Source organism: Pseudoalteromonas sp. SD03, from assembly GCF_040937955.1.
GTDB classification, from domain to species: Bacteria; Pseudomonadota; Gammaproteobacteria; order Enterobacterales; family Alteromonadaceae; genus Pseudoalteromonas; species Pseudoalteromonas tetraodonis.
The window spans coordinates 3,227,198-3,253,210 of sequence record NZ_CP162514.1 but is presented as its reverse complement, the minus strand read 5'-3'; the positions used below and the strand labels follow the sequence as shown (position 1 = coordinate 3,253,210).

21 protein-coding genes, 2 tRNA genes and 3 rRNA genes are annotated in these 26,013 nt (G+C 41.2%); 15 read left to right on the top strand and 11 right to left on the bottom strand.

The window, feature by feature from the left end:
• Positions 1-2 precede the first annotated feature (2 nt).
• Both ABZP26_RS15145 and ABZP26_RS15140 read left to right on the top strand, forming a co-directional pair.
• On the top strand, positions 3-761 hold the full coding sequence (locus ABZP26_RS15145; RefSeq protein ID WP_013464258.1) for a type II secretion system protein N: 759 nt from the start codon (positions 3-5) through the stop codon (positions 759-761).
• Between the two features lie 22 nt (positions 762-783).
• The gene (locus ABZP26_RS15140) at positions 784-1,371 is read left to right on the top strand and encodes a UPF0149 family protein (RefSeq protein ID WP_013464259.1); all 588 of its coding nucleotides are present in this window, start codon (positions 784-786) and stop codon (positions 1,369-1,371) included.
• A gap of 12 nt (positions 1,372-1,383) precedes the next feature.
• Here ABZP26_RS15140 and ABZP26_RS15135 read toward each other — a convergent pair whose 3' ends face one another.
• On the bottom strand, positions 1,384-1,590 hold the full coding sequence (locus tag ABZP26_RS15135) for a hypothetical protein (protein ID WP_013464260.1): 207 nt from the start codon (positions 1,588-1,590) through the stop codon (positions 1,384-1,386).
• Positions 1,590-1,949, bottom strand: a complete 360-nt coding sequence (locus ABZP26_RS15130; protein ID WP_013464261.1) for a hypothetical protein — start codon at positions 1,947-1,949, stop codon at positions 1,590-1,592. Before ABZP26_RS15130 ends, ABZP26_RS15135 begins: the two co-directional genes overlap by 1 nt.
• Before the next feature lie 282 nt (positions 1,950-2,231).
• Between ABZP26_RS15130 and ccoG the strand changes: the two genes are divergently transcribed.
• The 5 genes from ccoG to ABZP26_RS15105 all read left to right on the top strand — a co-directional run bounded on the left by ccoG (position 2,232) and on the right by ABZP26_RS15105 (position 6,549).
• Positions 2,232-3,662: a cytochrome c oxidase accessory protein CcoG gene (gene ccoG, locus ABZP26_RS15125; protein ID WP_013464262.1), complete on the top strand. Its 1,431-nt coding sequence runs from the start codon at positions 2,232-2,234 to the stop codon at positions 3,660-3,662.
• An 80-nt stretch (positions 3,663-3,742) separates the two neighbouring features.
• Complete coding sequence (locus tag ABZP26_RS15120) at positions 3,743-4,717, top strand: serine/threonine protein kinase (protein ID WP_013464263.1); 975 nt, start codon at positions 3,743-3,745, stop codon at positions 4,715-4,717.
• A gap of 35 nt (positions 4,718-4,752) precedes the next feature.
• Positions 4,753-5,376, top strand: coding sequence for a thiol:disulfide interchange protein DsbA/DsbL (locus ABZP26_RS15115; protein WP_013464264.1), 624 nt, complete (start codon positions 4,753-4,755; stop codon positions 5,374-5,376).
• A gap of 19 nt (positions 5,377-5,395) precedes the next feature.
• Positions 5,396-6,034, top strand: a complete 639-nt coding sequence (locus tag ABZP26_RS15110) for a thiol:disulfide interchange protein DsbA/DsbL (protein WP_008113400.1) — start codon at positions 5,396-5,398, stop codon at positions 6,032-6,034.
• A gap of 62 nt (positions 6,035-6,096) precedes the next feature.
• Complete coding sequence (locus tag ABZP26_RS15105) at positions 6,097-6,549, top strand: DUF523 domain-containing protein (RefSeq protein ID WP_008113397.1); 453 nt, start codon at positions 6,097-6,099, stop codon at positions 6,547-6,549.
• Positions 6,550-6,558: 9 nt separating this feature from the next.
• Here ABZP26_RS15105 and trmA read toward each other — a convergent pair whose 3' ends face one another.
• On the bottom strand, positions 6,559-7,656 hold the full coding sequence (gene trmA, locus ABZP26_RS15100) for a tRNA (uridine(54)-C5)-methyltransferase TrmA (protein ID WP_013464265.1): 1,098 nt from the start codon (positions 7,654-7,656) through the stop codon (positions 6,559-6,561).
• Positions 7,657-7,820: 164 nt separating this feature from the next.
• Between trmA and ABZP26_RS15095 the strand changes: the two genes are divergently transcribed.
• Together ABZP26_RS15095 and murI are read left to right on the top strand one after the other, a co-directional pair.
• On the top strand, positions 7,821-8,945 hold the full coding sequence (locus tag ABZP26_RS15095; RefSeq protein WP_033103639.1) for a DUF5610 domain-containing protein: 1,125 nt from the start codon (positions 7,821-7,823) through the stop codon (positions 8,943-8,945).
• 66 nt (positions 8,946-9,011) lie between these two features.
• A complete protein-coding gene (gene murI, locus ABZP26_RS15090; RefSeq protein WP_013464267.1) occupies positions 9,012-9,800 on the top strand; it encodes a glutamate racemase in 789 nt (262 codons plus the stop codon).
• Here murI and ABZP26_RS15085 read toward each other — a convergent pair.
• Positions 9,763-10,242 carry an RNA-binding protein gene (locus ABZP26_RS15085; protein WP_013464268.1) on the bottom strand — a complete coding sequence of 160 codons (480 nt, stop codon included), beginning with the start codon at positions 10,240-10,242 and terminating at the stop codon, positions 9,763-9,765. The two genes, murI and ABZP26_RS15085, sit on opposite strands and share 38 nt — an antisense overlap.
• Before the next feature lie 620 nt (positions 10,243-10,862).
• Here ABZP26_RS15085 and ABZP26_RS15080 point away from each other — a divergent pair.
• From ABZP26_RS15080 to rrf, 5 genes are all read left to right on the top strand, one after another.
• Positions 10,863-12,396: ribosomal RNA gene (locus tag ABZP26_RS15080) — 16S ribosomal RNA — on the top strand.
• A gap of 76 nt (positions 12,397-12,472) precedes the next feature.
• Positions 12,473-12,549: transfer RNA gene (locus ABZP26_RS15075), tRNA-Ile, on the top strand.
• A 111-nt stretch (positions 12,550-12,660) separates the two neighbouring features.
• A tRNA-Ala gene (locus ABZP26_RS15070) sits at positions 12,661-12,736 on the top strand.
• Positions 12,737-13,039: 303 nt separating this feature from the next.
• A 23S ribosomal RNA gene (locus ABZP26_RS15065) occupies positions 13,040-15,926 on the top strand.
• Positions 15,927-16,060: 134 nt separating this feature from the next.
• Positions 16,061-16,175 (top strand): 5S ribosomal RNA (gene rrf / locus ABZP26_RS15060).
• The 16S, 23S and 5S rRNA genes sit together here with 2 tRNA genes alongside, the layout of an rRNA operon.
• Before the next feature lie 595 nt (positions 16,176-16,770).
• Here rrf and recG read toward each other — a convergent pair.
• From recG to asnC, 3 genes are read right to left on the bottom strand one after another with little or no spacing between them, the layout of a single operon-like run.
• Positions 16,771-18,852: an ATP-dependent DNA helicase RecG gene (recG, locus tag ABZP26_RS15055; protein WP_024601821.1), complete on the bottom strand. Its 2,082-nt coding sequence runs from the start codon at positions 18,850-18,852 to the stop codon at positions 16,771-16,773.
• Between the two features lie 57 nt (positions 18,853-18,909).
• On the bottom strand, positions 18,910-19,596 hold the full coding sequence (trmH, locus tag ABZP26_RS15050) for a tRNA (guanosine(18)-2'-O)-methyltransferase TrmH (RefSeq protein WP_368485129.1): 687 nt from the start codon (positions 19,594-19,596) through the stop codon (positions 18,910-18,912).
• A gap of 41 nt (positions 19,597-19,637) precedes the next feature.
• Complete coding sequence (gene asnC, locus ABZP26_RS15045) at positions 19,638-20,096, bottom strand: transcriptional regulator AsnC (protein WP_013466068.1); 459 nt, start codon at positions 20,094-20,096, stop codon at positions 19,638-19,640.
• Between the two features lie 185 nt (positions 20,097-20,281).
• Between asnC and asnA the strand changes: the two genes are divergently transcribed.
• Positions 20,282-21,277, top strand: a complete 996-nt coding sequence (asnA, locus tag ABZP26_RS15040; RefSeq protein ID WP_013466066.1) for an aspartate--ammonia ligase — start codon at positions 20,282-20,284, stop codon at positions 21,275-21,277.
• A gap of 33 nt (positions 21,278-21,310) precedes the next feature.
• Here asnA and ABZP26_RS15035 read toward each other — a convergent pair whose 3' ends face one another.
• The 4 genes from ABZP26_RS15035 to rpoZ form a co-directional block, all read right to left on the bottom strand.
• Positions 21,311-22,915 carry a DUF342 domain-containing protein gene (locus ABZP26_RS15035; RefSeq protein WP_013466065.1) on the bottom strand — a complete coding sequence of 535 codons (1,605 nt, stop codon included), beginning with the start codon at positions 22,913-22,915 and terminating at the stop codon, positions 21,311-21,313.
• 147 nt (positions 22,916-23,062) lie between these two features.
• Positions 23,063-23,455: a RidA family protein gene (locus ABZP26_RS15030; protein WP_013466064.1), complete on the bottom strand. Its 393-nt coding sequence runs from the start codon at positions 23,453-23,455 to the stop codon at positions 23,063-23,065.
• A 12-nt stretch (positions 23,456-23,467) separates the two neighbouring features.
• Positions 23,468-25,573 (bottom strand): bifunctional GTP diphosphokinase/guanosine-3',5'-bis pyrophosphate 3'-pyrophosphohydrolase, encoded by a 2,106-nt coding sequence (spoT, locus tag ABZP26_RS15025; protein WP_013466063.1) that lies wholly within the window; start codon positions 25,571-25,573, stop codon positions 23,468-23,470.
• A gap of 127 nt (positions 25,574-25,700) precedes the next feature.
• Positions 25,701-25,976: a DNA-directed RNA polymerase subunit omega gene (rpoZ, locus tag ABZP26_RS15020; RefSeq protein WP_008108220.1), complete on the bottom strand. Its 276-nt coding sequence runs from the start codon at positions 25,974-25,976 to the stop codon at positions 25,701-25,703.
• Positions 25,977-26,013: the final 37 nt, after the last annotated feature.

The window sequence follows — 26,013 nt, the reverse complement described above, 5'->3', positions numbered from 1 at the left end:
TAATGAAAAAAATAATAATTTTATCCATCGTTTTTGTAATTAGCTTTCTTGTTTTTAGCGTTATTAAATTGCCCGCTGCAGTGGCTTTAAATTTTGCTAAACCTTACTTACCTGCGCAGTTAGAGGTAGGGCAAACTTTTGGTACGCTATGGCAAGGTCAAATAATGCAGCTTCGCTTTCAAGGTGAACAGTTGAACAATGTACGTTGGGATATATCAGGCTGGTCAATCTTTAAAGCTCAAGTAAATACTAACTTACGTTTTGGTAATCCTCGCGAACGTGATGACATTTCTGGGTATGCAGATATTAGTTATTCTCTCACAAATGATGAACTTAGAATAACTGATACTGTAGTGCGTTCAACGGTTGAGCGCGCTATGCAGCGCATTGATTTACCGTTACCGGTTACTGCTAAAGGACGCGTTATTTTAGAGCTCGATGAATACGTTTCAGGCGCTCCTTATTGCCAATCATTACAAGGTGAAATAGCCAGCCCTGATATTGATGTGCAAGGGCTAACTGGCTGGTTTAATATAGGCGATTTAAGCGGTAAGTTAAGTTGTAAGTCGGGCGATGTAGCCATACTTATTGAGCCAAATAATAGATTAGGGTTAGAGGCTGATGCTACACTAAAAGCCAATTTTGATTTTAAAGTAGCGGGATATGTTAAACCTGATCTCACTTTACCGAAAGAAGTTCATGACGCGGTGAAGTTTTTAGGTAGACCAGATAACCAAGGTCGGTATCCACTTAAATTTTAATATTTTATAAAAAAGAGTTTTAATGCAAATACCTCAGTTTACTGAGCAGCACGCCAAACTGCTCAGCGAGTTTTTAACTACCCAGCCCGGCGCTATGAGCCTTATTCAAAGCCAAGGTTATTTATTTGGCACTATTTGTTCACCTGAGCCATTAGAAGTACATCAATGGTTAGAGCAAATTCTACCTAATACCGCCAATGACCTTGATGAAGACATGTTGTTTTTGTTTATGGCATTACATCATCAAGTAAGTGAACAAGTATTTGAACTTGGTTATAAGTTACCCGCTGAGTTTGACCGTGAGTTTTGTCAGCAGTGGTCTGCAGGTTTTTTAACTGCAAGCCAAACGTATACTCATAAGTTACTCCAGAGTGAGCAACTAGATATTCAATACAAGCAAGCGCTTGAAAGTGCACAGGCGACTCTTAGCTTTTTTGCATTAGATAAACCAACGATTGCAAAGATTGCACAGCAAAATAATATCGATGAATTACATTTGTGTGCGCAGCAGTATGAATTAATGGGCGACTTTGCGTTAGGTTTTGCTGAACTTATAGAAATTGTCGCGCTTAATAGTGGTTTGTATACCGATGAAGGGTGGGATGAATAAGTAGGTAAAGCCTTAAGCGCCAATCTCTAATTCAATATCAGTGCAACCTTGTTTGCACTGTATTACTCCCTTACCAGGTTCGCTGGTGGCTAAATTTAACGTTAATACACCCTGGCAATGCTCACATTTAAGTGTTTTACCTTGTGCCAACTGCTTAAGCATAGTGCGGTGCTTGTGAAATGAGTTACTTGCTTTTTTATTTAATCCAGAAAAATCCATTATTTCACTCTCGCTTGCGCTAATGACTCTTTGATAATGCGACATACCGTTGTTAAACGTTCTGAATAAAAGTAAAGGTTTAGATCGCCTTGACGACAATAGCGTAGTTCAAACAACTTTACTGACTCATCATTGGTAAAGGTTTTATCAATATAGTCTTCTTCGGATCTTGAAAGTGCTAACTGTTTATTAATTTTGTTTCTTGTCATGGTTGCGACAGGAAAACGATCGACTTTAGTTGTGCTGCTTAACAAGCCTATACCATCACCGAGTAAGCGCTCACGAGGCTCTTTTACCAAGGGGTGATCAATGGTAAAAAATGCTAGGATCACAACCACTAGTATAAAAAATTTCTTCATAAATACACAAACCTTGATCCAAACAACACGTTAGTAGCCGGCAAGTGTAATAAAATACACCTTAAAAGCAAGTCACAAGTTGAATAAATTATTAGCAATCTAGTCAGTAATTTTAGCCAATATGCGTATAATAAGAGGAGTAATTAGATATTTCTGAAATATCTGAAAGTATACAAGTGCGACCTAAAGCGTATTATGTTTAGCATGTAAGTTGCTACACTTAGGCGAAAAGTACAAAAAGATTGCTGAATTTTTATTTCCTAGCGGCGTTGAGGAACTTCAATGGATAAGCAAATTAAAGTAAAAAACATACCAACAGAGGTTAAGATCCAAAAACCCGATCTGAGCCGTCAAGAAGATAGATTTAACCCACGCAACCGTATTTATGTGCGTGCTGTTTCAGGACTCCATCAATTACTAAGACAACGTATTGGCTTTTTAGGCATGCTGGCGTTTATGTTATTGCCATGGATCAACTTTAACGGTCAACAAGCTGTTTTATTTGAGCTAATGGAGCAAAAATTTAATATTTTTGGCTTAACCCTGTGGCCACAAGATTTCACCATTCTTGCATTTATATTTATGCTAGCAGCGTTTGCCTTATTTCTGGTTACCACTTTTTATGGTCGAGTGTGGTGTGGCTATACATGTCCGCAAACAGTATGGACCTTCATTTTTATTTGGTTTGAAGAAAAGTTTGAGGGCAGCGCTAACCAACGTAAAAAGTTAGATCAACGGCCGATGGATTTTGACAAGTTCTGGCGTAAAACAGCTAAGCACACTAGTTGGGTATTATTTTCTTTATATACTGCGTTAACGTTTGTTGGTTACTTCACGCCTATTCGCGAACTACTGCCTGAATTTGTTACCTTTAATGTAGGCGGTTATGCCTTAGTTAGTATCATTGTATTTACTATTTGTACTTATGGTAACGCTGGGTGGATGCGAGAAATTATGTGTTTACATATATGCCCGTATTCACGTTTTCAGTCAGCAATGTTTGATAAAGACACCTTTACTGTAAGCTATGATGAAACTCGTGGTGAAAACCGAGGGCCACGTTCTCGTAAACAAGACCCTAAAGAGTTAGGTTTAGGTGACTGTATTGACTGTAACTTGTGTGTGCAGGTTTGCCCAACCGGGATTGATATTCGTAATGGTTTGCAATATGAGTGCATAAACTGTGGCGCTTGTATTGATGCCTGTGACGGCGTAATGGATAAAATGAATTACCCTCGAGGCCTTATCTCTTACACCACCGAGCGTAATTTAGAAACACCGGAGAATAAAACCCATCCGCTGCGTCCAAAGCTGATTGGTTACAGTGTTATTTTAATCTTACTTACCGGTGCGCTGGTTGCTAATATCGCCATGCGTAAAACCATGGACTTTGATATTATTCGCGACCGTAATCAGTTGTATCGTGTCGATTTTAATGGTTTAGTTGAAAACACCTACACCTTAAAAGTAATTAACAAAGCACAATACGAGCAAACATTCTCTATTGATGTAACAGGGTTAGATAATTATAAATACTTAGGTGATACTACCTTTACAGTAAACGCTGGTGAATCGCATAATGTACCGCTATCACTGGTAATGGATCCTTATGATTTAAAAGCGCCAATGACCGAGTTTAACTTTGTGTTGTCGCCAATAAACGAGCCCGATAATAAAATATCGCAGCCAAGCAACTTTTTTAAGGCACGATAAGTCGCTTTATTAAAGGCAAACGAGCACTGTTATTAACAAAAAAGCGGGATATTCCCGCTTTTCTTTTATATAAGAAGTATATGAGTAAATTTAGCTTTATTGACTTAACTCCAGATCTTATTTTGGATGCCATAGAAAGCGTGGATATTTATGCTGAGTCAGGGTTGTTAGCGCTAAATAGCTACGAGAATCGGGTATATCAATTTGTAGCCGAGGGTGCAAAGCGTTACGTCGTTAAGTTTTATCGCCCTGAGCGCTGGAGCAAAGCGCAAATTCAAGAAGAGCATGACTTTGCTTTTGAACTAGCCGCCGCTGAAGTACCGGTGGTGGCGCCAATAAAACACAATGGGCAAAGCTTGTTTGAACATCAAGGGTATTTGTTTACTTTGTTCCCAAGTGTAGGCGGGCGTTTATTTGAGGTGGACAATTTAGATCAACTCGATGTGCTCGGGCGTTTAATCGGTCGTATGCATCAAGTAGCCAAAACGAAACCCTTTACCCAAAGACCGACCGTTACCTGTGATGAATATTTAGATACAGCTAAAGTTCATTTACAAAAAAGTAAGTTAGTCCCTATGGGATTAGAGACTTCCTTTTACACTATTTTAGATTTAGTCATTGCTCAAACTCAACAGCAATATAAAAATGTAGAAGGCATTCGCTTACATGGTGACTGCCATGCTGGTAATATCCTATGGGCAGGAGATGCATTAATGTTTGTTGATTTAGACGATAGCCGTCAAGGTCCTGCAATTCAAGATTTATGGATGATGCTCAGTGGCGATCGACAAACACAGCTGTTACAGTTAGACACTTTAGTGAATGCATATGAAGAGTTTTGCGATTTTGATCACTCACAACTTAAGCTGATCGAACCGCTTCGGGCTATGCGTATGATTCATTACATGGGGTGGGTTGCAAAACGTTGGAGTGATCCTGCTTTTGTACGGAACTTTTCATGGTTTGCAGATGACAAATACTGGGAGCAACAAATTTTAGCGCTTAAAGAGCAGTTTGCAGCTTTGCAAGAAGCCCCGTTAAAATTATTGCCATAATATTTTTATTTAAAAAGAAGTATAACGAGATATTCATGCTTAAAAAATTAAAACTAAGTTTACTGATCCTATGTTTACCTTTTGCAGCATTAGCTGCTAACTTTGAAGCGGGTAATCAATACACTGTAATTGATGTTGAAAAAAGTAAAACCCCGAATGTAACCGAGTTTTTCTCTTTCTATTGCCCACATTGTTTTAAATTTGAGCCGGTAGCCAAAGGGATTGCAGAAAACTTACCTGAAGGGGCTGAATTTGTAAAAAATCATGTCAACTTTTTGGGAGGCGTTTCACCACAAGCCCAAAGTAATTTAAGCTTTGCTTACTTAATCGCAAAGAAACACGGTCAAGCTGAAGCGGTAACAGCGCAAATTTTTAAAAGCATTCATATACAACGTGCGCCATTAACTGAAATTAAAGACGTTAAAAAGTTATTAGAGCTTAATGCAATTGATAACACGACATTTGATAACGACATCGCCAGTTTGCCTATCATAGCAGCTGAACGTGCCATGCAAGATAAACAGAATAAATATTCTGAACTTGGTGCATTAACTGGCGTGCCTACATTTATCGTAAATGACAAATACAAAATCAATATTAATACAATCAAGAGCCAACAAGAACTTGATGAGTTAATTAGCTTTTTACTAAAACTATAATTTTTGGAGCACCACAATAATGATCAAATTAGTTAAAGCAGGGTTACTTGCTGTATTACTCCCTTTAGCTGCAACCAGTTTTGCTGCCACTTACGAAGAGGGCGTGCATTACGATGTCGTCTCTGATCGTGCAACCAGAAAACCAGAAGTAAAAGAGTTTTTCTCTTTTTACTGTCCTGCATGTAATAACATGGAACCACTGCTGGCCGAGATCAAACCTAAGCTAGATAAAAACGTAAAGTTTAAGAAAAGCCATGTAGATTTTGTGGGTGTACGTGACCCAGAACATCAAACCATGATCAGCCAAGCATTAGCTACAGCTGAAGTACTACCTCAAAAAGATAAAATTATTTCAGCGATGTTTGATCATATCCATGCAAAGCGTGCACGATTTAATGAGTTGGCAGATGTAAAAGATGTATTTTTAGCGCAAGGCGTAGATGGCGACAAGTTTGATAAATTATTTGAAAGCTTCTCGGTACGTACACTTAGCTCTAAAATGAAACGCGACCAAGATTACTTTAAAGGCAAAGGAGCACTTCGTGGCGTTCCTACGTTTATCGTTAATGGTAAATACAAGCTTAACTTAGGTGGCGAGTCAGGCATTTCATCGCCAGAAGATGTAAGCGCACTTATTAACTACTTAGCAAATAAATAAGTAGTTTAGTGAAATAAAAAAGCTCCGAAAGGAGCTTTTTTATTTGGAGAAGAAAATTCATTATGGAAAAAATTTTAATCTCAAGTTGTTTGTTAGGTTTGCCAGTTCGTTATGATGGTAAAGGACAAACAATATTGCACCCTCAACTTAATTTGTGGCAAAAGCAAAATAGATTAATTGTATTTTGTCCTGAGATTGCTGGTGGTTTACTCGTGCCTAGAGCGCCCGCTGAGATAAAGCAAAATCGAGTTATTACAAATACTGCTGAGGATGTAACAAGTGCATTTGAAGCTGGCGCTAATAAAGCATTAGCCCTTTGTAATAAGCATAATATTCGCTTTGCTTTACTAAAAGAGTCTAGTCCTTCGTGTGGCCGTAATACAATTTATGATGGAAGCCATAGTGGGGTGAAAGTAAAAGGCATGGGGCTGACCGCTAAGTTATTGGTAAAGAATCAAGTTAAAGTATTTAGTGAAGAGCAAATACCAGCACTTATCAAGGCGCTGGTATTATAGTATTAGATTTTATTTTTTCTGTAAAAATACACCAGATTCAATATGGTGTGTGTAAGGGAACTGATCAAATATTGCAAAGCGCTTAACCTCATGGGTTTGCGTTAAGTGTTCAAGGTCACGCTCTAATGTGTCTGGGTTACATGAGATATAAATAATATTTTCATAATTAGCCACTAAGTCACACGTAAGCGTGTCCATGCCTGCTCTAGGCGGGTCGACTAAGATGGTTTGGCAGTTGTAACTACTCAAGTCAATGCCATCTAAGCGAGAGAAAGTACGCTCGCCTTTCATTGCCTGAGTAAACTCTTCGCTCGACATGCGAATAATATCTAAGTTAGTTACTTGGTTTTGAGCAATATTATATTGCGCTGAATGCACCGACGATTTTGATATTTCCGTCGCCAGCACTTTATTAAATGAACCAGCAAGTGCAATAGAAAAGTTTCCATTACCACAATACAGCTCTAGTAAATCATTGTTTAGTGGTTTACATAACTCTTGTGCCCACTCTAACATTTTAATATTCACCTTCGCATTAGGCTGAGTAAAGCTATTTTCTACCTGTTGATAGATTAGCTCTTGGCCATTCACCATTAAGCGCTCAGTAACAAAGTCATCGCCCAATTTTTCTTTTTGCTTACGTGCACGGCCAATAAAGTCAATTTTGTACTGGCTACTTAGCTTTTCCTTTAAGGCATTGATCTCAGTTAACCAGTGTTCATCAAGTGGCTTGTGATATAGCAAGCTCACTAAAATTTCACCACTGAGGGTTGATAAATAATCTATTTGAAATAATTTACGACGTAGTACTTCGCAGCCTTTTAAATTATCAATCATCACCTGCATAATTTCACCTACTAAAGGAGCTGCAGGGTCAAAGGTATCAACACGTATTTTATCTTTTGTTTGTTGATCAAACATAATATGAAACAGATCGTCACCATCGTGCCATACTCTAAATTCTGCACGTTGGCGGTAGTTAATGGGCTCAGAGCTAAATACTTCTAACTGTTTTACACCGAAACGTTGAAATTGCTCTGTAATACGCTGCTCTTTTTCATTTAATTGTGCATCGTACTGCGTGGTATCTATATTTATAACTGCCATTAACGGTATAACCTTATCGTTGAGATCTGTTTATCGGCGCTATTGTAGGGAGCGAAGCGTATTTGTCTAGTTTTGATCAAATATAGTGAGCTTTTTTTGAGCATTTTACTACAGTATAGGCTTACTTGGCCGATATAAGAGTAAGTCTAAATAGGAGTCTTCTCATGAAAATAGGTAACTTTAGTTTTGTTCCAAACAGTAATGCTAATAAATACAATACTAATCAAGCAATGCCACAGCCTAAAATAGACTCGCCACTAACTAGTTATCAGCAACGAGGAAAAGAACTGGCTGCTGCCGTATTAGGTGACAAAATGGCAAAAGAACTAGGTTTGCCGGTCGCTGAAACCAAAAAGGACAAACCACTGTTTGATTTTAATGAAGTCGTTAAAAATGTTTTAGACTTTGTAACAAGCTCGGTAAATAAAGCCAAAGCCAATGGTGCTAATGATGAGAAACTACAAGATATACTTAGCCAGGCACGTAAAGGAGTGCAGACGGGTGTTGATGAGGCTGTGGATGAACTAAAAGGCATGGGGGTATTCAATCAAGACCTTGAAGAGGGTATTGATAAATCAAAAGAGGGTATTTTTAGTGGCCTCGATAAATTTGAGCAGAACTTATTTAACCCACAACCTGCAAGCGTTACTGTTAGCCAGGCGCAATATGTAAGTTTAAGCAATAGTGCTGATTATACATTTACCACAGCAGAAGGTGATGAGGTGAGTATTAGCTTTGCAGATGCTTACCAATCGCAATCATCTAGTCGCTATCAAAAAACAGATGATTCACAATCATTTAGTACGCAATTTTCTGAATCCCGTGAGCTCTCTTTCTTGATGTCAGTAAACGGTGAGCTTAATGAAGACGAGCAGCAAGCCATAAATGATTTAATGGCAGAGTTACAAGATGTCAGTAAAACCTTTTTCAGTGGCGATTTAGATAAAGCATTTGAACAAGCCCAAGAACTCAGTTTAGGGAATGAACAGCTGGTGGCATTCTCAATGGACTTACGTCAAAGCAAAACCGTTGCTGCCATTAAAGAGTATGAACAAATTAAGCCAGCATCAGAAAAAGCCATTGCCGAAACTGTTGCCCCTTTTAATGATGATCTAAAATCGGCTTACTCTAAAGCGCAAACCCTAGGATTAGAAAGTCAGCTATCAGGTATCATTCAATGGCTAAATCAAGATCAACAAGAAATAGATAAACTGGTTGATTACACTAACACCATGTTTGAAAACTTAGATAAATTAAACGCCGCTACTGCAAAGCTAGGCACTGAGTAAAACTACTTTCTTTTACAAAAGCCACATGGCAAACTGCCGTTCTTAGTAAAGAGTAGGAATGGTAGTTTGTCAGCGCACATCATGGTATTTGATTCAGGTATAGGTGGAACCACCGTGCTTGAGCATATTCAGCAAAGCATTCCTCATGCTCAATACAGCTATTTTATGGATAATGCATTATTGCCATATGGCGCACAGTCGCAACAAACCATCATTCATCGCCTATGTGGATTGATTCAATTTATTGAAGATGAGTCACTAAATGTCGACTTAATTGTTATAGCCTGCAATACCGCCTCAACATCAGCGTTAAGTTCGGTACGTCAAATTACCGATATTCCTATTGTTGGGGTAGTACCTGCAATTAAACCCGCAGCGCAATTAACGCAATCAAAGCATATAGGTTTATTGGCAACTCCCGCAACGGTATCAAGCCCGTATACTGATGCACTTATAAAAGAACATGCCTCATCGATAACCACAAGTTTATATAGTAGTGTTGAACTGGTTACTTTGGCAGAGACTCTCTTTTTTACCCAGCACTTAGATATCGATAAGTTGCACACTGAGTTAGACCGATTAAATATTAATAAAGATATCGATGTACTGGTATTAGGCTGTACTCACTTTCCTATTTTAGCTAAACCAATCAGTGATTACTTTAATACGCAAGTACAGTTATTAGACTCTGGTGCGGCCATTGCTAAGCGAGTTAGTTCTTTACTCAAATTAAGTGATAATCAAGCAGGCATAAAAAAGCCGCTGCACTATTATGCAACGGCTGATGTATGTAGTGATAAACTAGCGGTTAAGCAAGTTACACTGTTTGATCCGACTCTGAACGATAAGAGTTAGAATCATCTTCTTGTTTTTGTTTTGCTTCACGTACTTTCAAAGTACGTTGTTGGAACTCACTATCGTTTAGCTTAGCAATTGCATTATCAGCATCTGCTTGTGCCATTTCAACAAAGCCAAAACCGCGACGCTTGCCAGTATTCTTATCTTTTAACAAACGAACGTTAAATACTTTGCCTTGCTCTTCAAATAAAGTACGAACTACACCTTCATTTGCACGATAAGGAAGATTGCCAACATAAAGTGTTTTTGTTTTTACTTCGGCTTCTTCTGTACTTACTGATGACATTGCAGCAATAACAAGTCCACCAATTAATAAACCGGCACCGAATAGAAGTGCAGGGTCTAATGCTAGGCTTGCAAGCGCAAACTTAACGATAACAAAACCAACAACAGCAAGAATAACTGCGAAGATAAAAGATTTTTGATCGGGTAATTTCATTTTTGATCTACCAATAAACAGGAAATAAACATTAATTTAACATTGTGAACTTGCTATCTTAACGTCTTAATTGAACATAGCAATGAAATTTATAGCAAATAGTTAATAAGAGTGTAAAAAACAACCGATAGTAAGGCGTTTCAGTACTATTTTAGCCTCGTTTGTTTGAAACTTGAGCAAACGGTAAAAAGATCTAAAAAAAAGGTTGATCTGTTTTCGGATCTCCCTATAATGCGACCCCACTGAGACGGGGAACGCCAACGCATAGCGAGGCATGAGCTACTCAGAGAGTTAAGTAAAACTTAAGTTTAAATCATCGCAAGAAAGTTTAAAATTAAGTGTTGACTCGAAAGATAAAGGATGTATTATACGCATCCCTAGCGACAACGTCGCAACGTTCTTTAACAATATAAAGCAATCATCTGTGTGGGCACTCGTACAGATTGAGTTCTAACAGCCAAGCTACTTAGGTAGTGAGGCAAACAAATTTAGAGTCTCAATTTAAACTGAGTGACCAACAGAATAGTTACTTAGGTAATTATTCTGCACAGTCAATTCAATATCGAAAGATATTAAATAAATTCAGAATTCATTGAGCTGTCGAAAGACATAAAACTTTTTAATTGAAGAGTTTGATCATGGCTCAGATTGAACGCTGGCGGCAGGCCTAACACATGCAAGTCGAGCGGTAACATTTCTAGCTTGCTAGAAGATGACGAGCGGCGGACGGGTGAGTAATGCTTGGGAACATGCCTTGAGGTGGGGGACAACAGTTGGAAACGACTGCTAATACCGCATAATGTCTACGGACCAAAGGGGGCTTCGGCTCTCGCCTTTAGATTGGCCCAAGTGGGATTAGCTAGTTGGTGAGGTAATGGCTCACCAAGGCGACGATCCCTAGCTGGTTTGAGAGGATGATCAGCCACACTGGGACTGAGACACGGCCCAGACTCCTACGGGAGGCAGCAGTGGGGAATATTGCACAATGGGCGCAAGCCTGATGCAGCCATGCCGCGTGTGTGAAGAAGGCCTTCGGGTTGTAAAGCACTTTCAGTCAGGAGGAAAGGTTAGTAGTTAATACCTGCTAGCTGTGACGTTACTGACAGAAGAAGCACCGGCTAACTCCGTGCCAGCAGCCGCGGTAATACGGAGGGTGCGAGCGTTAATCGGAATTACTGGGCGTAAAGCGTACGCAGGCGGTTTGTTAAGCGAGATGTGAAAGCCCCGGGCTCAACCTGGGAACTGCATTTCGAACTGGCAAACTAGAGTGTGATAGAGGGTGGTAGAATTTCAGGTGTAGCGGTGAAATGCGTAGAGATCTGAAGGAATACCGATGGCGAAGGCAGCCACCTGGGTCAACACTGACGCTCATGTACGAAAGCGTGGGGAGCAAACAGGATTAGATACCCTGGTAGTCCACGCCGTAAACGATGTCTACTAGAAGCTCGGAACCTCGGTTCTGTTTTTCAAAGCTAACGCATTAAGTAGACCGCCTGGGGAGTACGGCCGCAAGGTTAAAACTCAAATGAATTGACGGGGGCCCGCACAAGCGGTGGAGCATGTGGTTTAATTCGATGCAACGCGAAGAACCTTACCTACACTTGACATACAGAGAACTTACTAGAGATAGTTTGGTGCCTTCGGGAACTCTGATACAGGTGCTGCATGGCTGTCGTCAGCTCGTGTTGTGAGATGTTGGGTTAAGTCCCGCAACGAGCGCAACCCCTATCCTTAGTTGCTAGCAGGTAATGCTGAGAACTCTAAGGAGACTGCCGGTGATAAACCGGAGGAAGGTGGGGACGACGTCAAGTCATCATGGCCCTTACGTGTAGGGCTACACACGTGCTACAATGGCGCATACAGAGTGCTGCGAACTCGCGAGAGTAAGCGAATCACTTAAAGTGCGTCGTAGTCCGGATTGGAGTCTGCAACTCGACTCCATGAAGTCGGAATCGCTAGTAATCGCGTATCAGAATGACGCGGTGAATACGTTCCCGGGCCTTGTACACACCGCCCGTCACACCATGGGAGTGGGTTGCTCCAGAAGTAGATAGTCTAACCCTCGGGAGGACGTTTACCACGGAGTGATTCATGACTGGGGTGAAGTCGTAACAAGGTAGCCCTAGGGGAACCTGGGGCTGGATCACCTCCTTATACGATTTAGAACTTATTTGTTCGTAGTGTCCACACAGATGATTGTTAATTGTAAAGAGAACAACACTTATTGTTTGGGTCTGTAGCTCAGCTGGTTAGAGCGCACCCCTGATAAGGGTGAGGTCGGTAGTTCAAATCTACTCAGACCCACCACTTCTTCTTAATACTTCGTTGTAAGCTTCGTTGTTTAGTAAACTAAACGGCCTCAACTTACGCCTTGTCTTAAAAAGAAGTCGGTATACAAACAGTAAGACCAGCATATGTGGGGCTATAGCTCAGCTGGGAGAGCGCCTGCCTTGCACGCAGGAGGTCAGCAGTTCGATCCTGCTTAGCTCCACCACTTTACTTCTTAAAAATAAATATTCTTTTATCGGGTAGCACAATCACCTGAGAATAGAGTGTGTTTAATTTTGAGAAGTTTTTGATTCTCTGCTCTTTAAAAATTTGGAAAAGCTGATAATAAAATTCGTATGAATACATTGTATTTGTACAGAGTTTTCAAAAGTAAAAAAGAATGATAGCAGTATCATTCAGTGCCATTTAATAAACGTTTACGTTTGTTGATTGGTATCTACTTTAGTATTCAATATTAACTTCTGGCGAAGTTAAACTGTCACAAAACAAAGACCCGTTTGGGTTGTATGGTTAAGTGACTAAGCGTACACGGTGGATGCCTTGGCAGTTGGAGGCGATGAAGGACGTATTAACTTGCGATAAGCCTAGTCAAGCTAGTAAAAAGCACTTGAGACTAGGATTTCCGAATGGGGAAACCCACCTGCTTGCAGGTATCGTTAACTGAATACATAGGTTAACGAGGCGAACGCGGAGAACTGAAACATCTAAGTACCCGTAGGAAAAGAAATCAACCGAGATTCCGATAGTAGCGGCGAGCGAAATCGGAACAGCCCTTAAGCTTATTATGTGTTAATGGAAGGCTCTGGAAAGTGCCACGATACAGGGTGATAGTCCCGTACATGAAAACGCATTTTAAGTGAAATCGAGTAGGTCGGAGCACGTGAAACTTTGACTGAATATAGGTGGACCATCATCTAAGGCTAAATACTCCCAACTGACCGATAGTGAACCAGTACCGTGAGGGAAAGGCGAAAAGAACCCCTGTGAGGGGAGTGAAATAGAACCTGAAACCGTGTACGTACAAGCAGTAGGAGCCCACTTGTTGGGTGACTGCGTACCTTTTGTATAATGGGTCAGCGACTTATATTTTGTAGCGAGGTTAACCGATTAGGGTAGCCGTAGGGAAACCGAGTCTTAACTGGGCGAATAGTTGCAAGGTATAGACCCGAAACCCGGTGATCTAGCCATGGGCAGGTTGAAGGTTGAGTAACATCAACTGGAGGACCGAACCCACTAACGTTGAAAAGTTAGGGGATGACCTGTGGTTAGGAGTGAAAGGCTAATCAAACCGGGAGATAGCTGGTTCTCCCCGAAATCTATTTAGGTAGAGCCTCGGACGAATACTTACGGGGGTAGAGCACTGTTAAGGCTAGGGGGTCATCCCGACTTACCAACCCTTTGCAAACTCCGAATACCGTAAAGTAATATCCGGGAGACACACGGCGGGTGCTAACGTCCGTCGTGAAGAGGGAAACAACCCAGACCGCCAGCTAAGGTCCCAAAGTCATAGTTAAGTGGGAAACGATGTGGAAAGGCCCAGACAGCCAGGAGGTTGGCTTAGAAGCAGCCATCCTTTAAAGAAAGCGTAATAGCTCACTGGTCGAGTCGGTCTGCGCGGAAGATGTAACGGGGCTAAACTATGCACCGAAGCTGCGGATTCAAAATTTATTTTGAGTGGTAGGGGAGCGTTCTGTAAGCGGTTGAAGGTGTACCGGGAGGTATGCTGGACGTATCAGAAGTGCGAATGCTGACATGAGTAACGATAATGCGGGTGAAAAACCCGCACGCCGGAAGACCAAGGGTTCCTATCCCATGTTAATCAGGGTAGGGTAAGTCGACCCCTAAGGCGAGGCCGAAAGGCGTAGTCGATGGGAAACGGATTAATATTTCCGTACTTGGTATAATTGCGATGGGGGGACGGAGCAGGCTAAGCAAGCATGGCGATGGTAGTCCATGTGAAAGTGTGTAGGCTAGTGACTTAGGTAAATCCGGGTTACTGTTAGGCTGAGACACGAGACGAGTCACCAAGGTGATGAAGTTGCTGATGCCATACTTCCAGGAAAAGCCTCTAAGCTTCAGATTATACCGAATCGTACCCCAAACCGACACAGGTGGTCAGGTAGAGAATACTAAGGCGCTTGAGAGAACTCGGGTGAAGGAACTAGGCAAAATCGTACCGTAACTTCGGGAGAAGGTACGCTCCGATTGGTGATGAGACTTGCTCTTTAAGCTGATTGGAGCCGCAGTGACCAGGTGGCTGGGACTGTTTATTAAAAACACAGCACTGTGCAAAATCGCAAGATGACGTATACGGTGTGACACCTGCCCGGTGCCGGAAGGTTAATTGATGGGGTTATCTTCGGAGAAGCTCTTGATCGAAGCCCCGGTAAACGGCGGCCGTAACTATAACGGTCCTAAGGTAGCGAAATTCCTTGTCGGGTAAGTTCCGACCTGCACGAATGGTGTAACCATGGCCACGCTGTCTCCACCCGAGACTCAGTGAAATTGAAATCGCAGTGAAGATGCTGTGTACCCGCGGCTAGACGGAAAGACCCCGTGAACCTTTACTACAGCTTGGCACTGAACATTGAACCTACATGTGTAGGATAGGTGGGAGACTTAGAAGCAGAGACGCTAGTTTTTGTGGAGTCGTCCTTGAAATACCACCCTTGTAGTTTTGATGTTCTAACGTTGGCCCCTGAATCGGGGTTACGGACAGTGCCTGGTGGGTAGTTTGACTGGGGCGGTCTCCTCCCAAAGAGTAACGGAGGAGCACGAAGGTTGGCTAAGTACGGTCGGACATCGTACGGTTAGTGTAATGGTAGAAGCCAGCTTAACTGCGAGACAGACACGTCGAGCAGGTACGAAAGTAGGTCATAGTGATCCGGTGGTTCTGAATGGAAGGGCCATCGCTCAACGGATAAAAGGTACTCCGGGGATAACAGGCTGATACCGCCCAAGAGTTCATATCGACGGCGGTGTTTGGCACCTCGATGTCGGCTCATCACATCCTGGGGCTGAAGTCGGTCCCAAGGGTATGGCTGTTCGCCATTTAAAGTGGTACGCGAGCTGGGTTTAGAACGTCGTGAGACAGTTCGGTCCCTATCTGCCGTGGGCGTTTGAGAATTGAGAGGGGTTGCTCCTAGTACGAGAGGACCGGAGTGAACGAACCGCTGGTGTTCGGGTTGTCATGCCAATGGCATTGCCCGGTAGCTACGTTCGGAACTGATAAGCGCTGAAAGCATCTAAGCGCGAAGCAGGCCTCGAGATGAGTTCTCACTAGACTTTTAAAGTCTCTGAAGGGCCGTTGAAGACTACAACGTTGATAGGCAAGATGTGGAAGTGGTGTGAGCCATTAAGCTAACTTGTACTAATTACCCGTGAGGCTTAACCATACAACGCCAAACGCGTTTTATGTGATAGTTTAAGCGAAGAAGTTAATATAACTAAAGTAGATTACTTGAAGACTTTATTATCAGAGATTCCAAATTTTAGTAAGGTCGATTAAATCGACCTTACACCAAATTTGCTTGGTGACAATAGCGTTTTGGACCCACCTGACCCCATGCCGAACTCAGTAGTGAAACGAAACAGCGCCGATGATAGTGTAGCATTTGCTATGTGAAAGTAGGACATTACCAGGCTCCAAATTAAAGAAAGCCCGACTAGCAATAGTCGGGCTTTTTTACGTCTGTAGGAAAGTGAAAATGCAGGTTCGAGGTGAAAGGTAAAAGGCATCAGGTAAAAGTAAAAGAATAAGCGCCTAATGCCGACTCTATACATTTGCTATATGGCTCTCTACCGCTGTGGGCACTACGACATCACCAGGCTCCAAATTGAGAAAGCCCGACTAGAAATAGTCGGGCTTTTTTACGTCTGCAGAAAAGTAAAAACGTAGGTGAAAGGTAAAAGGCATCAGGTAAAAGTAAAAGAATAAGCGCCTAAAGACTACTCTAACGCTGTGGACGACACCACGACATCTTGCAATAAAAGACCTGAGGATAAAGGCATTATGAAAATATATCCGTTTGGGGTAATACCAATCCGCAATAATACTCAATCATTTTGCGGGGCTAAACGTGTCGCTATCTGTGTTAAAAAATTCTCATTTAGAACAACTAAATAGCGAATTTTTTGCCTAGCTATCAACCCGTTTTTCCTGCCTCAAAATAGACCGCTTAATTAAGCGAATTGGTATAAGTCTGGATGATGAAGTGAAAAGTAAAGTTTAAAAACCGACTATGCTTGTGCGTAGTTTGATTTATTACCTAACCAGCGGTGAATAAGTGGGTCTATATGCTGAGGATATTGCTTAAGCATTTGTTGTGCGATGGGTCTTACTTGATTGAGTGTTTGTTTATCGCGTGTTAAATCAGCGATTTTGAATTCGGCTAAACCTGTTTGTTTAGTTCCAAGTACTTCACCTGGGCCGCGTATTTCTAAATCACGTTCTGCGATAACAAATCCATCGTTACTATCGCGCAGTACTCCTAATCGCTTCTGTGCAGTATGAGAAAGTGGCGCATGGTATAAAAGAACGCAATGCGATGCGGTTGCCCCACGTCCTACACGGCCTCGTAATTGGTGAAGCTGTGCTAAACCTAAGCGCTCTGGGTTTTCAATAATAATTAGGCTCGCATTGGGGACATCAACACCGACCTCGATCACGGTTGTTGCGACAAGTACATGAATGTTCCCCGTTTTAAACTCACTCATAATGGCTTGCTTTTCAGTGGCTTTCATTCTCCCATGGACTAAACCAATATTAAGTTCAGGTAAGGCTTCTTTTAATTGTAAAGCACTGTCTTCCGCTGCTTGGCATTGTAATACTTCAGACTCGTCTATAAGAGTACATACCCAGTAAACTTGTCGACCTTGTTCATTACAGGCAAGTTTCACCCGACTAATGATGTCATCTCTGCGGGTATCAGGGATGGCAACAGTGGTAATTGGTGTTCTTCCTGGTGGTAATTCGTCGATCACTGAGGTTTCTAAATCTGCATAAGCAGTCATCGCAAGCGTACGTGGTATAGGTGTTGCTGTCATTACTAGTTGATGTGGATAACAATCACCAAAGCGCCCTTTTTCACGCAGTGATAAACGTTGATGAACCCCAAATCGATGTTGCTCATCAATAATGATAAGTACGAGATTGTTAAATTTTACTTCATCTTGAAATAAAGCATGGGTACCCACAATCATCTGCGCTTCACCAGAGGCGATCATTGCAAGGGTATTAACTCGCTCTTTTCCTTTTGTTTTACCGCCTAGCCAAGCAACCGATATTCCAAGGTTTTCAAACCAGCTGGAAAAGTTAATTCCGTGTTGCTCTGATAATATCTCTGTTGGCGCCATTAATGCGACCTGATAGCCTTGTGCTATCGCAGTTAAAGCGCTCAGGGCTGCGACTAATGTTTTACCAGAGCCTACATCCCCTTGGACAAGTCGCATCATAGGGTAAGCGTGTTGCATGTCTGTTTTAATTTCTGATACTACACGGCTTTGTGCATTGGTTGGCGCAAAGGGTAATTGTGCTAGAAATTGCGCTTCTAATGGATTAGTGGGCTCAAGGGCAATAGCTTTAACTTGTTGTCCTTGCTCTCTTACTTTTAAGAGGCTGAGATTTTGAGCCAACAACTCTTCAAAAACGAGCCGTTGTTGTGCTGGGTGAGTCCCTTGTTCAAGCGCAATTATATCAACATCATTAGGGGGGCGATGCAGTAGCAATAACGCATCACTTAACGGTAGTTGCGATGGTTGCCATTGTTGAGGTAGTAGCTCTTCTACTGCGTATTTTTGAAGCAATTCTATTGCCTGTTCACTCAACGCCCTGATAGAGAGTTGCTTTAACCCCTCGGTTGTTGAATAGACTGGCGTAAGTGTTGATGATGTTGGTTGCTGTTCAAAAGTGTCGCTAATACTGTATTCAGGATGACTCATTTCAAAGCCAACACGTCCGCGACGTATTTCGCCAAAACAGCGAATTATTTTACCCGCGCTAAATGCGTTTTTTTGTGCTGCGGTAAAATTAAAAAATCGTAGTGTTAACCTACCTGTCCCATCATTTATTTGGCAAACCAGCATACGCCTTTTACCAAAGGTAATTTGGCTTGTTTCAATGGTTGCTTGAACCGTTACATGGCTATGTGCCGTAAGCTCACTAATAGCATAAATACGCGTTCTGTCTTCATACCTTAGCGGTAAATGAAAAAGCATATCTTGCACTGTGGTGATGCCTAGCTTTAAAAGTCGTTCAGCCATTTTAGGGCCTACGCCTTTAAGTTCTGTGATTGGGTATTGGCTTAAGCTAGGTTTAGACAAAGTAGGCTCAATTATTGTTATTTAGTGAGTTAAGTGTACTTATACACTGTATATGCATCAAGTATGTTTTAATGCCTGCCAAAATTGTTCATCCGCAACGATTTCGCCATGCTCATTAAGTGCGGGATAAGGTAAGTTCTTTTGCTTACACTGCCTTGCAATAATTGGGTGGCAGCCTTCAAAATACATTGGGTGTTTTATTTGTTCACTCAGCATATTTCTATTATATAACCCAGCTAACTCACGTTGACGTTGTGCTTCGAATAAGATTAATGCTGCTGCAACGGATACATTTAACGATTGCACCATGCCTTGCATTGGAATAATAATGTTTTGATCTGCATATTCGAGCGCTTTTTCTGAGATCCCCGTTTTTTCTTGGCCGACAATAATTGCAGTGGGTTTAGTGTAATCAATTTCTCTAAAATCGACGGCATCTTCACTTAAATGAGTTGCCAAAATTTGTACATCAGGGTTATGAGCACGGATACTGGCTGCGGCATCATCTATATTTTTGTGAAGGTGTGTGTCTAACCAGTTCTTACTGCCACCTGAGGTATTATTGGTTAGCCACTTTTGCTTTTCTGGCCAGACTGCATGCACATGATGGCAACCAACAGCATCGGCCGTTCTGACTATGGCAGATAAGTTATGGTGTTTATGTACGTCTTCTAAACACACGGTAAGATCGGTTTGACGACGTGAAAGTACACTTTCAATTCTTTGATAACGAGTTTTCTGCATGGGAGTCCTCTTTTTCGGCAAATTATACGAGATTTTTCACCTTAAGGCACCACTGTTCGGCTAATCGGGTTTTGTAATGAGATAAGGGTTTCGGTTGACTGAATAGCTTCTATTGCTTGTATTTTATTGATCAACACATCTTGTAGATGATCGATCGAGCGAGTCATTACTTTAATAAAAATACTGTAATTACCGGTGGTGTAATATGCTTCAACAACCTCTTCTAATGATTCAAGCTTAATCAGAGTTTGTGGGTAGTCTCTGGCATTATTTAAATTAATGCCGATAAAACAACATACATCGTAGCCAAGCTGTTTGGTATTAATGGTTAATTGGGTACCTGTAATGATCCCCGCTTGTTTCATTTTTTCAATCCGCACATGAATTGTTCCTGCACTGACACCGAAACGCTTTGCTAATTCAGCATAGGGTGTACGTGCATTATCCATTAATGCATGCAGAATCTGTTTGTCTAGATTATCGATTTGATAATTTTCCATAGGTTTAGTTGCTTTGTATTGTTGTATTTAATGTTTTTATACCATTTTTTTAATGATTTTAATATCTTAAAGCTATTTTTGTTATGGGTTATTGAATTAAACCGTTTAATTGTTACGATAACCATATTGAAGCGCTACTAAGCGCTGAGTCGACAATACAATAACTGGGAATGAGGCCAATTATTATGAGTTCACACTATGTGCAGCAGCAGCAGCAAATAAGTAAAGTTAAACAGTTTTTTTCACAGCAATTAGAGCAAAAGTTAGGCTTAATTGAAGTACAGGCACCTATTTTAGCTAAAGTAGGTGACGGTACTCAGGATAACTTAAGTGGACACGAGAACGCTGTTGCGGTGAATGTTAAAGCCATTACAGATAGCCGTTATGAAGTCGTGCATTCGTTAGCAAAGTGGAAACGTAAAACTTTGGGCGAGTATGGTTTCTCTAAAGGTGAAGGAATTTACACGCAAATGAAAGCGTTGCGACCTGATGAAGATTCATTAAGTCCAATCCATTCTGTGTATGTTGATCAGTGGGATTGGGAACAAGTTATTTGTGAAAGTACGCAGCGTTCTTTATCTACTTTGAAGCAAACGGTTGAAACTATTTACCAAGGTATTAAAGCTACTGAGAAATATGTTAGTGACAGCTTTGGTTTAACACCATTTTTACCCACAGAGATTACTTTTGTACATAGTGAAGCATTACGTAAAATGTACCCAGATTTTACAGCCAAGCAGCGTGAAAAGGCGATTACTCAAGAATATGGCGCTGTATTTTTAATTGGTATTGGGGGAGCATTGAGTGATGGCAAAATTCATGATGTGAGAGCGCCAGATTACGACGATTGGTCAACCCCGACATGCGAGCAGTACATGGGATTAAATGGTGATATTTTAGTATGGAACCCAGTGCTTGAAGACGCTTTCGAAATCTCATCGATGGGAATTCGTGTAAGCCCTGAAGTATTGCAAACTCAATTAAGTATTACGGGAGACGAAGACCGTTTAGAGTTTGACTGGCATAAGGCATTGCTAGAAAGTAAGCTTCCACAGACAATTGGCGGTGGTATTGGTCAATCTCGTTTAGCGATGCTGTTATTACAAAAACAACATATAGGGCAAGTGCAGGTAGGTGTGTGGCCAGCGCAAACCTATACAAGTGTAGACGGTTTACTATAAAAAGTTGGGGCTGTTACTAACAGCCCCTTATTATTAAGTTTTAAATTCAATTTCTATTTTATTATTTTCTAACTTAACACTACTCGGTGGGAAGTTACGGGTCGTTTTAAGCAGTTTATTGAAGATATGGATCTCTACACCCGAATGTAAAACGCTATTCACAGTCAACATGGCTTCATCGAGTAACGTATTCAGTTTTTGCTCTAAACCTGCTACCTGCTTTTCTAATTGTTCTGCTTGCTGACTATGGTGTAGCTGCGTGGTGCCAATTTTATTTATGAGTTCATTTTTTTTATCTGCATCTTTAATTAAATCTGCTTTTTCTAAAGCCGCTTGTAAACTATCAACTTGTTCATTTGTTGCTGTTAGTTCACTAAAAGATTTATCAATCTCTTTGGTCATTTCAGTGGCTGAAGCCGCTAAATTAATTACCATTTTAGCACCAGATTCATTACCTATCTCGCCGGCAATCAGTTTAGTGGCATCTAGAATTTCACCCCCAAATAGCTTTCCTTTAGGTAACTCTGATTGACCAATTTGTATTGTACTCTTTGCTTTCATTGAGCTGTGGCTAGCTTGACGTTCAAGCAGAATGTTATTAGCTTCAATGTAACAATATTGAGAGTGTGAGGCATGGACATCGCCTGCGCATATTATTCTACAAGACAGTGATTTATCTTCAGGCTTTTGATGGCCAATTACCCCTTGTTTTACAGTTATATCGCCTCCTGCGGTTAATTCGCCAGATTCAACCGTACCAAAAACGGTAATGTCGCCCGTTGCATTAATACGCATTCCTGGCTCTACATTTTTACTCACTATCACACTGCCTTCAAAGTCGATATGCCCTGTTTTTACCGACACATCGTTGACAGTAAAAATATCGTCAACACGCATGCCATTATTTATTTCAACCGGCACGCCAGCAATCGTAGAGAGTAATTCCATCGGATTATTTTTTGAGATTTCAGTGCCCTCACCTGCAATTAGAGTATGAACCTCTCCGGGTTTTGCAGGTAATACATCGCCTAACACGGTAAACCCTTCTTGGCCTGGTGTAGCGGGTTGTTGCTGTACTAGTAATTCACCTGGTTTTACACTTGCTAACTTACCAAAGTCACGCATATCTACACTGCCATCTTCTTTTAATTTAGGGGCTTTGAGACGATCTTTAAGTGTTTGAACCATTGCGTTAAATTTAGTTGGTTTACCGTCTATAGGTAAGCGCCCTTTGGCGAGTGGACCACTGACTACGGAGCCAGGTGGGAGTTCAGATTGCTTTTGTAAAAGTTGCTCTAAAAATGCTTGTTTATAACCTCTTGCGACGTGCGCTTTAACTAATTCTTTTTTAGCTTCATCAAAACTCAGTGTTGCTCCCCCTTTAGCAAGAGTGAGCGTGCCCGTGGCTAGCATTTTATCATCACTTATCTCCACGCTTAAGGTGGCATCATGACGTGTTGCAACAACTAATATACGTTCAGGTGTTGCACTGCTGAAATAGTTATTTATGGCGTCATGATTGATTTCACACTCGCTGTAAGGCGATTGTTCAATTGCTTCAATGATAAAAGCAGCACTGGCGGGTGCAGATTTACTCGTATCGAGCAATACATTGCCATTATGAGCAAGCTTAAACACAAGTTATCCTTTTCTACTACTAAAGTAAGGTTTAATAAAATAACGTGATTACAGAGTGCTAGAATTTTAGTTTTGAGTCAAGAATTCATCAAAGTGTAGTTACAGATTGGAATAAAAGCTATGAGCGGCGCTCATAGCTTATAGAGGTTAGTTTGTTGAAGGAAGTTCCATAATGCCGTCTATTTCTACTTGTACACCTTTAGGTAGTGCACGAACGCCAATAGCAGCGCGAGCAGGATAAGGCTGTTTAAAATATTGGCTCATTACTTCGTTAACAATGGCAAAATTTGAAAGATCAGTAAGGTAAATATTTACTTTTACTAAATCTTGAATGGTGCCGCCAGCTTCTTCACAAACCGCACAAATATTTTTAAATACTTGGTGTGTTTGCTCGCTAAAGTCTTCAGATATAACGTCCATTGTTTCAGGGACAAGTGGAATTTGCCCAGATAAATAAACCGCTGTGCCCACTTTTACTGCTTGGCTGTATGTGCCAATCGCTGCAGGTGCTTTATCCGTTGATATAAATGCTTTATTCATGATGTTCCTATTTTATTTTTTACGATAGACTTTTTGTACATCCGGCATCACACGTATACGACGCATGATATTAGCGACATGGATACGGTTTTTAACTGTGATCCCTAAGTCTATCACGTATAAATTACTTTCTTTTTCATCGGTAGCTATTTCTACAATATTGGCCTGTGTCGTTGCGACCACATTGGTTAATTTAGCCAGCGCACCTTGGTGGTTAATAATTTCTACTCGTAAAGCCGCAATGTATTCTTTTTCTGGATTATCATCCCATTTTACGACTAGGTATTTTGAACGATCATTTTCCCAGCCACGAATGTTCTTACACTCTTGGCGATGAACCGTTAAACCTTTACCCTGGCTTACGTGAGCTGTAATAGCGTCTCCAGGCACTGGACGACAACATTTTGAATAATTAACTAACATACCTTCAGTACCAATAATGGTCGCTTTTGCACGTTTAGCAATATCGTTTAAATCATCGTTATCGTTTTGTAATAAGCGTTTGGCAATCAGCATGCTCATTAAATTACCTGAGCCAATTTCTACCAGTAGCTCTAAGGTTGAAGAGAGTTCATGCTCCTCAAGCACTCGCGTAATATTTTCAGCTGGCAGGTTATCAAACTTGTTTTCACCTAGGGCTGAATCAAGTAAGCGACGACCTAATAATAATGCTTCTTCATGCTGTTGGCTTTTAAGGTAGTTACGTACGCCCAGTCGCGCTTTACCAGTAACAATAAAGTTAAGCCATGTTGCGTTAGGATGAGCGCCTGAGCTAGTAATAATTTCTATTGTTTGCCCAGTATCAATGGCTTTACTTAAAGGATAAGGTTTACGATTAACGCGTGCGCCTACACAAGTATTACCAACATCAGTATGAACGGCATAAGCAAAATCGACCGCAGTCGCGCCCATTGGCAGTTCAACGATGCGACCATCTGGGGTAAAGACATAAATTTCTTCAGGGAAGAGTTCGGTTTTAACGTTTTCAACAAACTCAAATGATGATCCCGCACTTTGCTGTAACTCTAGTAAGCTTTGCATCCATTGGCGAGCACGCTGCTGCGCAGTGTGACCCGCATTGTCACCAGACTTTTTATACATCCAGTGAGCCGCGACTCCTTTGTCTGCCATGTGATCCATATCGTGAGTACGGATTTGAATTTCAACAGGAATACCATGCGGGCCAACCAAAGAAGTATGAAGTGATTGATAGCCATTAGTTTTTGGCACGGCAATATAGTCTTTAAAGCGGGTTTCAATTGGCTTATATAAGTTATGAGCAACGCCGAGTACGCGATAACAGGTGTCCATAGAATCTACCGCAATACGAAAAGCGTAAATATCCATGACTTCGTTAAATAGTAACTCTTTGTTGAGCATTTTTTTATAAATACTGTATAGATGCTTTTCACGGCCTGATACGGTGGCCTTTATGCCAGACTCCTCAAGGCGTGCTTCAATTTCTGTTTGAATATTTGAAATAACTTCTTTGCGATTTCCACGCGCTTTAGCCACTTCAGATTTAAGTGCACGATGACGCATTGGATACAGCGCTTGAAAACCTAAGTCTTCTAGCTCATTTTTTATATCGTGAATACCTAAACGATTAGCAATCGGCGCATAAATTTCTAGAGTTTCGCGAGCAATACGGCGGCGTTTATCAGGACGAAGTGCGCCTAATGTTCGCATGTTATGCGTTCTATCAGCCAACTTGATTAAAATAACCCGAATATCTTGGGTCATTGCCATAATCATTTTTCGATAGTTTTCAGCTTGAAACTCTTTTTTATCTTTAAAGCTTAACTTATCAAGCTTGCTCACACCTTCAACGAGTTCAGCCACCGTTTCACCAAATATTTCAGCTAAATCTTGTTGGCTAAAATCGGTATCTTCAATCACATCGTGCATCAATGCTGCCATGAGCGTTTCATGGTCAAGGTGCATGCTAGCTAGTATCTGAGTTACTTCAACGGGGTGAGTAATGTAAGGCTCGCCACTTGAGCGAGTTTGACCTTCATGGGCCTCTCGGGCTACCACATAGGCTTTTTGAACTAGCTCAACATCGTCTGCTGGCAAGTATTTTGAGATTTTCTTTTTAAGACCTTCAAAAAGATACATTCACACTCCAATGTTCTCGTGAAGCAAATAAGTTAGGATAAGTTACGAATATACGATGAAAACAAAGGATTGCCAACGGCTATAGTTGAAATACTATGCCGTTAGCTAAATCAAACCGGGCGGTTGATTATTGGTTGCCACCAACAATGGCAGCAACAGCAGCTAGTTCTGCCGCTTCTTGGTGTTGTTGTTCTTCACGGTCAATAACATCCATTGAAGAATTATCAACTAAACCAAGTTCGATTTCACGTAAAGCAACAACTGTTGGCTTATCGTTCTCAGGATCTACTAGTGGATCTTTACCACCAACAGCAATTTGGCGGGCACGACGGGCCGCAACTAAAATTAAGTCAAAACGATTACCAATTGCATCTACTGCATCTTCAACTGTTACGCGAGCCATCTTAGCACTCCAAAATAATTTAAAAGCAAAGGCGTAG

Coding starts and splice junctions, on each gene's coding strand:
- ABZP26_RS15085 (WP_013464268.1), bottom strand. CDS start 10,242: ATGAAATTACCCGATCAAAAATCTTTTATCTTCGCAGTTATTCTTGCT.
- rpoZ (WP_008108220.1), bottom strand. CDS start 25,976: ATGGCTCGCGTAACAGTTGAAGATGCAGTAGATGCAATTGGTAATCGT.
- ABZP26_RS15105 (WP_008113397.1), top strand. CDS start 6,097: ATGGAAAAAATTTTAATCTCAAGTTGTTTGTTAGGTTTGCCAGTTCGT.
- ABZP26_RS15120 (WP_013464263.1), top strand. CDS start 3,743: ATGAGTAAATTTAGCTTTATTGACTTAACTCCAGATCTTATTTTGGAT.
- ABZP26_RS15135 (WP_013464260.1), bottom strand. CDS start 1,590: ATGGATTTTTCTGGATTAAATAAAAAAGCAAGTAACTCATTTCACAAG.
- ABZP26_RS15130 (WP_013464261.1), bottom strand. CDS start 1,949: ATGAAGAAATTTTTTATACTAGTGGTTGTGATCCTAGCATTTTTTACC.
- trmA (WP_013464265.1), bottom strand. CDS start 7,656: ATGGCAGTTATAAATATAGATACCACGCAGTACGATGCACAATTAAAT.
- ABZP26_RS15115 (WP_013464264.1), top strand. CDS start 4,753: ATGCTTAAAAAATTAAAACTAAGTTTACTGATCCTATGTTTACCTTTT.
- ccoG (WP_013464262.1), top strand. CDS start 2,232: ATGGATAAGCAAATTAAAGTAAAAAACATACCAACAGAGGTTAAGATC.
- asnA (WP_013466066.1), top strand. CDS start 20,282: ATGAGTTCACACTATGTGCAGCAGCAGCAGCAAATAAGTAAAGTTAAA.
- ABZP26_RS15095 (WP_033103639.1), top strand. CDS start 7,821: ATGAAAATAGGTAACTTTAGTTTTGTTCCAAACAGTAATGCTAATAAA.
- ABZP26_RS15140 (WP_013464259.1), top strand. CDS start 784: ATGCAAATACCTCAGTTTACTGAGCAGCACGCCAAACTGCTCAGCGAG.
- ABZP26_RS15030 (WP_013466064.1), bottom strand. CDS start 23,455: ATGAATAAAGCATTTATATCAACGGATAAAGCACCTGCAGCGATTGGC.
- trmH (WP_368485129.1), bottom strand. CDS start 19,596: ATGCAGAAAACTCGTTATCAAAGAATTGAAAGTGTACTTTCACGTCGT.
- ABZP26_RS15110 (WP_008113400.1), top strand. CDS start 5,396: ATGATCAAATTAGTTAAAGCAGGGTTACTTGCTGTATTACTCCCTTTA.
- asnC (WP_013466068.1), bottom strand. CDS start 20,096: ATGGAAAATTATCAAATCGATAATCTAGACAAACAGATTCTGCATGCA.
- spoT (WP_013466063.1), bottom strand. CDS start 25,573: ATGTATCTTTTTGAAGGTCTTAAAAAGAAAATCTCAAAATACTTGCCA.
- ABZP26_RS15145 (WP_013464258.1), top strand. CDS start 3: ATGAAAAAAATAATAATTTTATCCATCGTTTTTGTAATTAGCTTTCTT.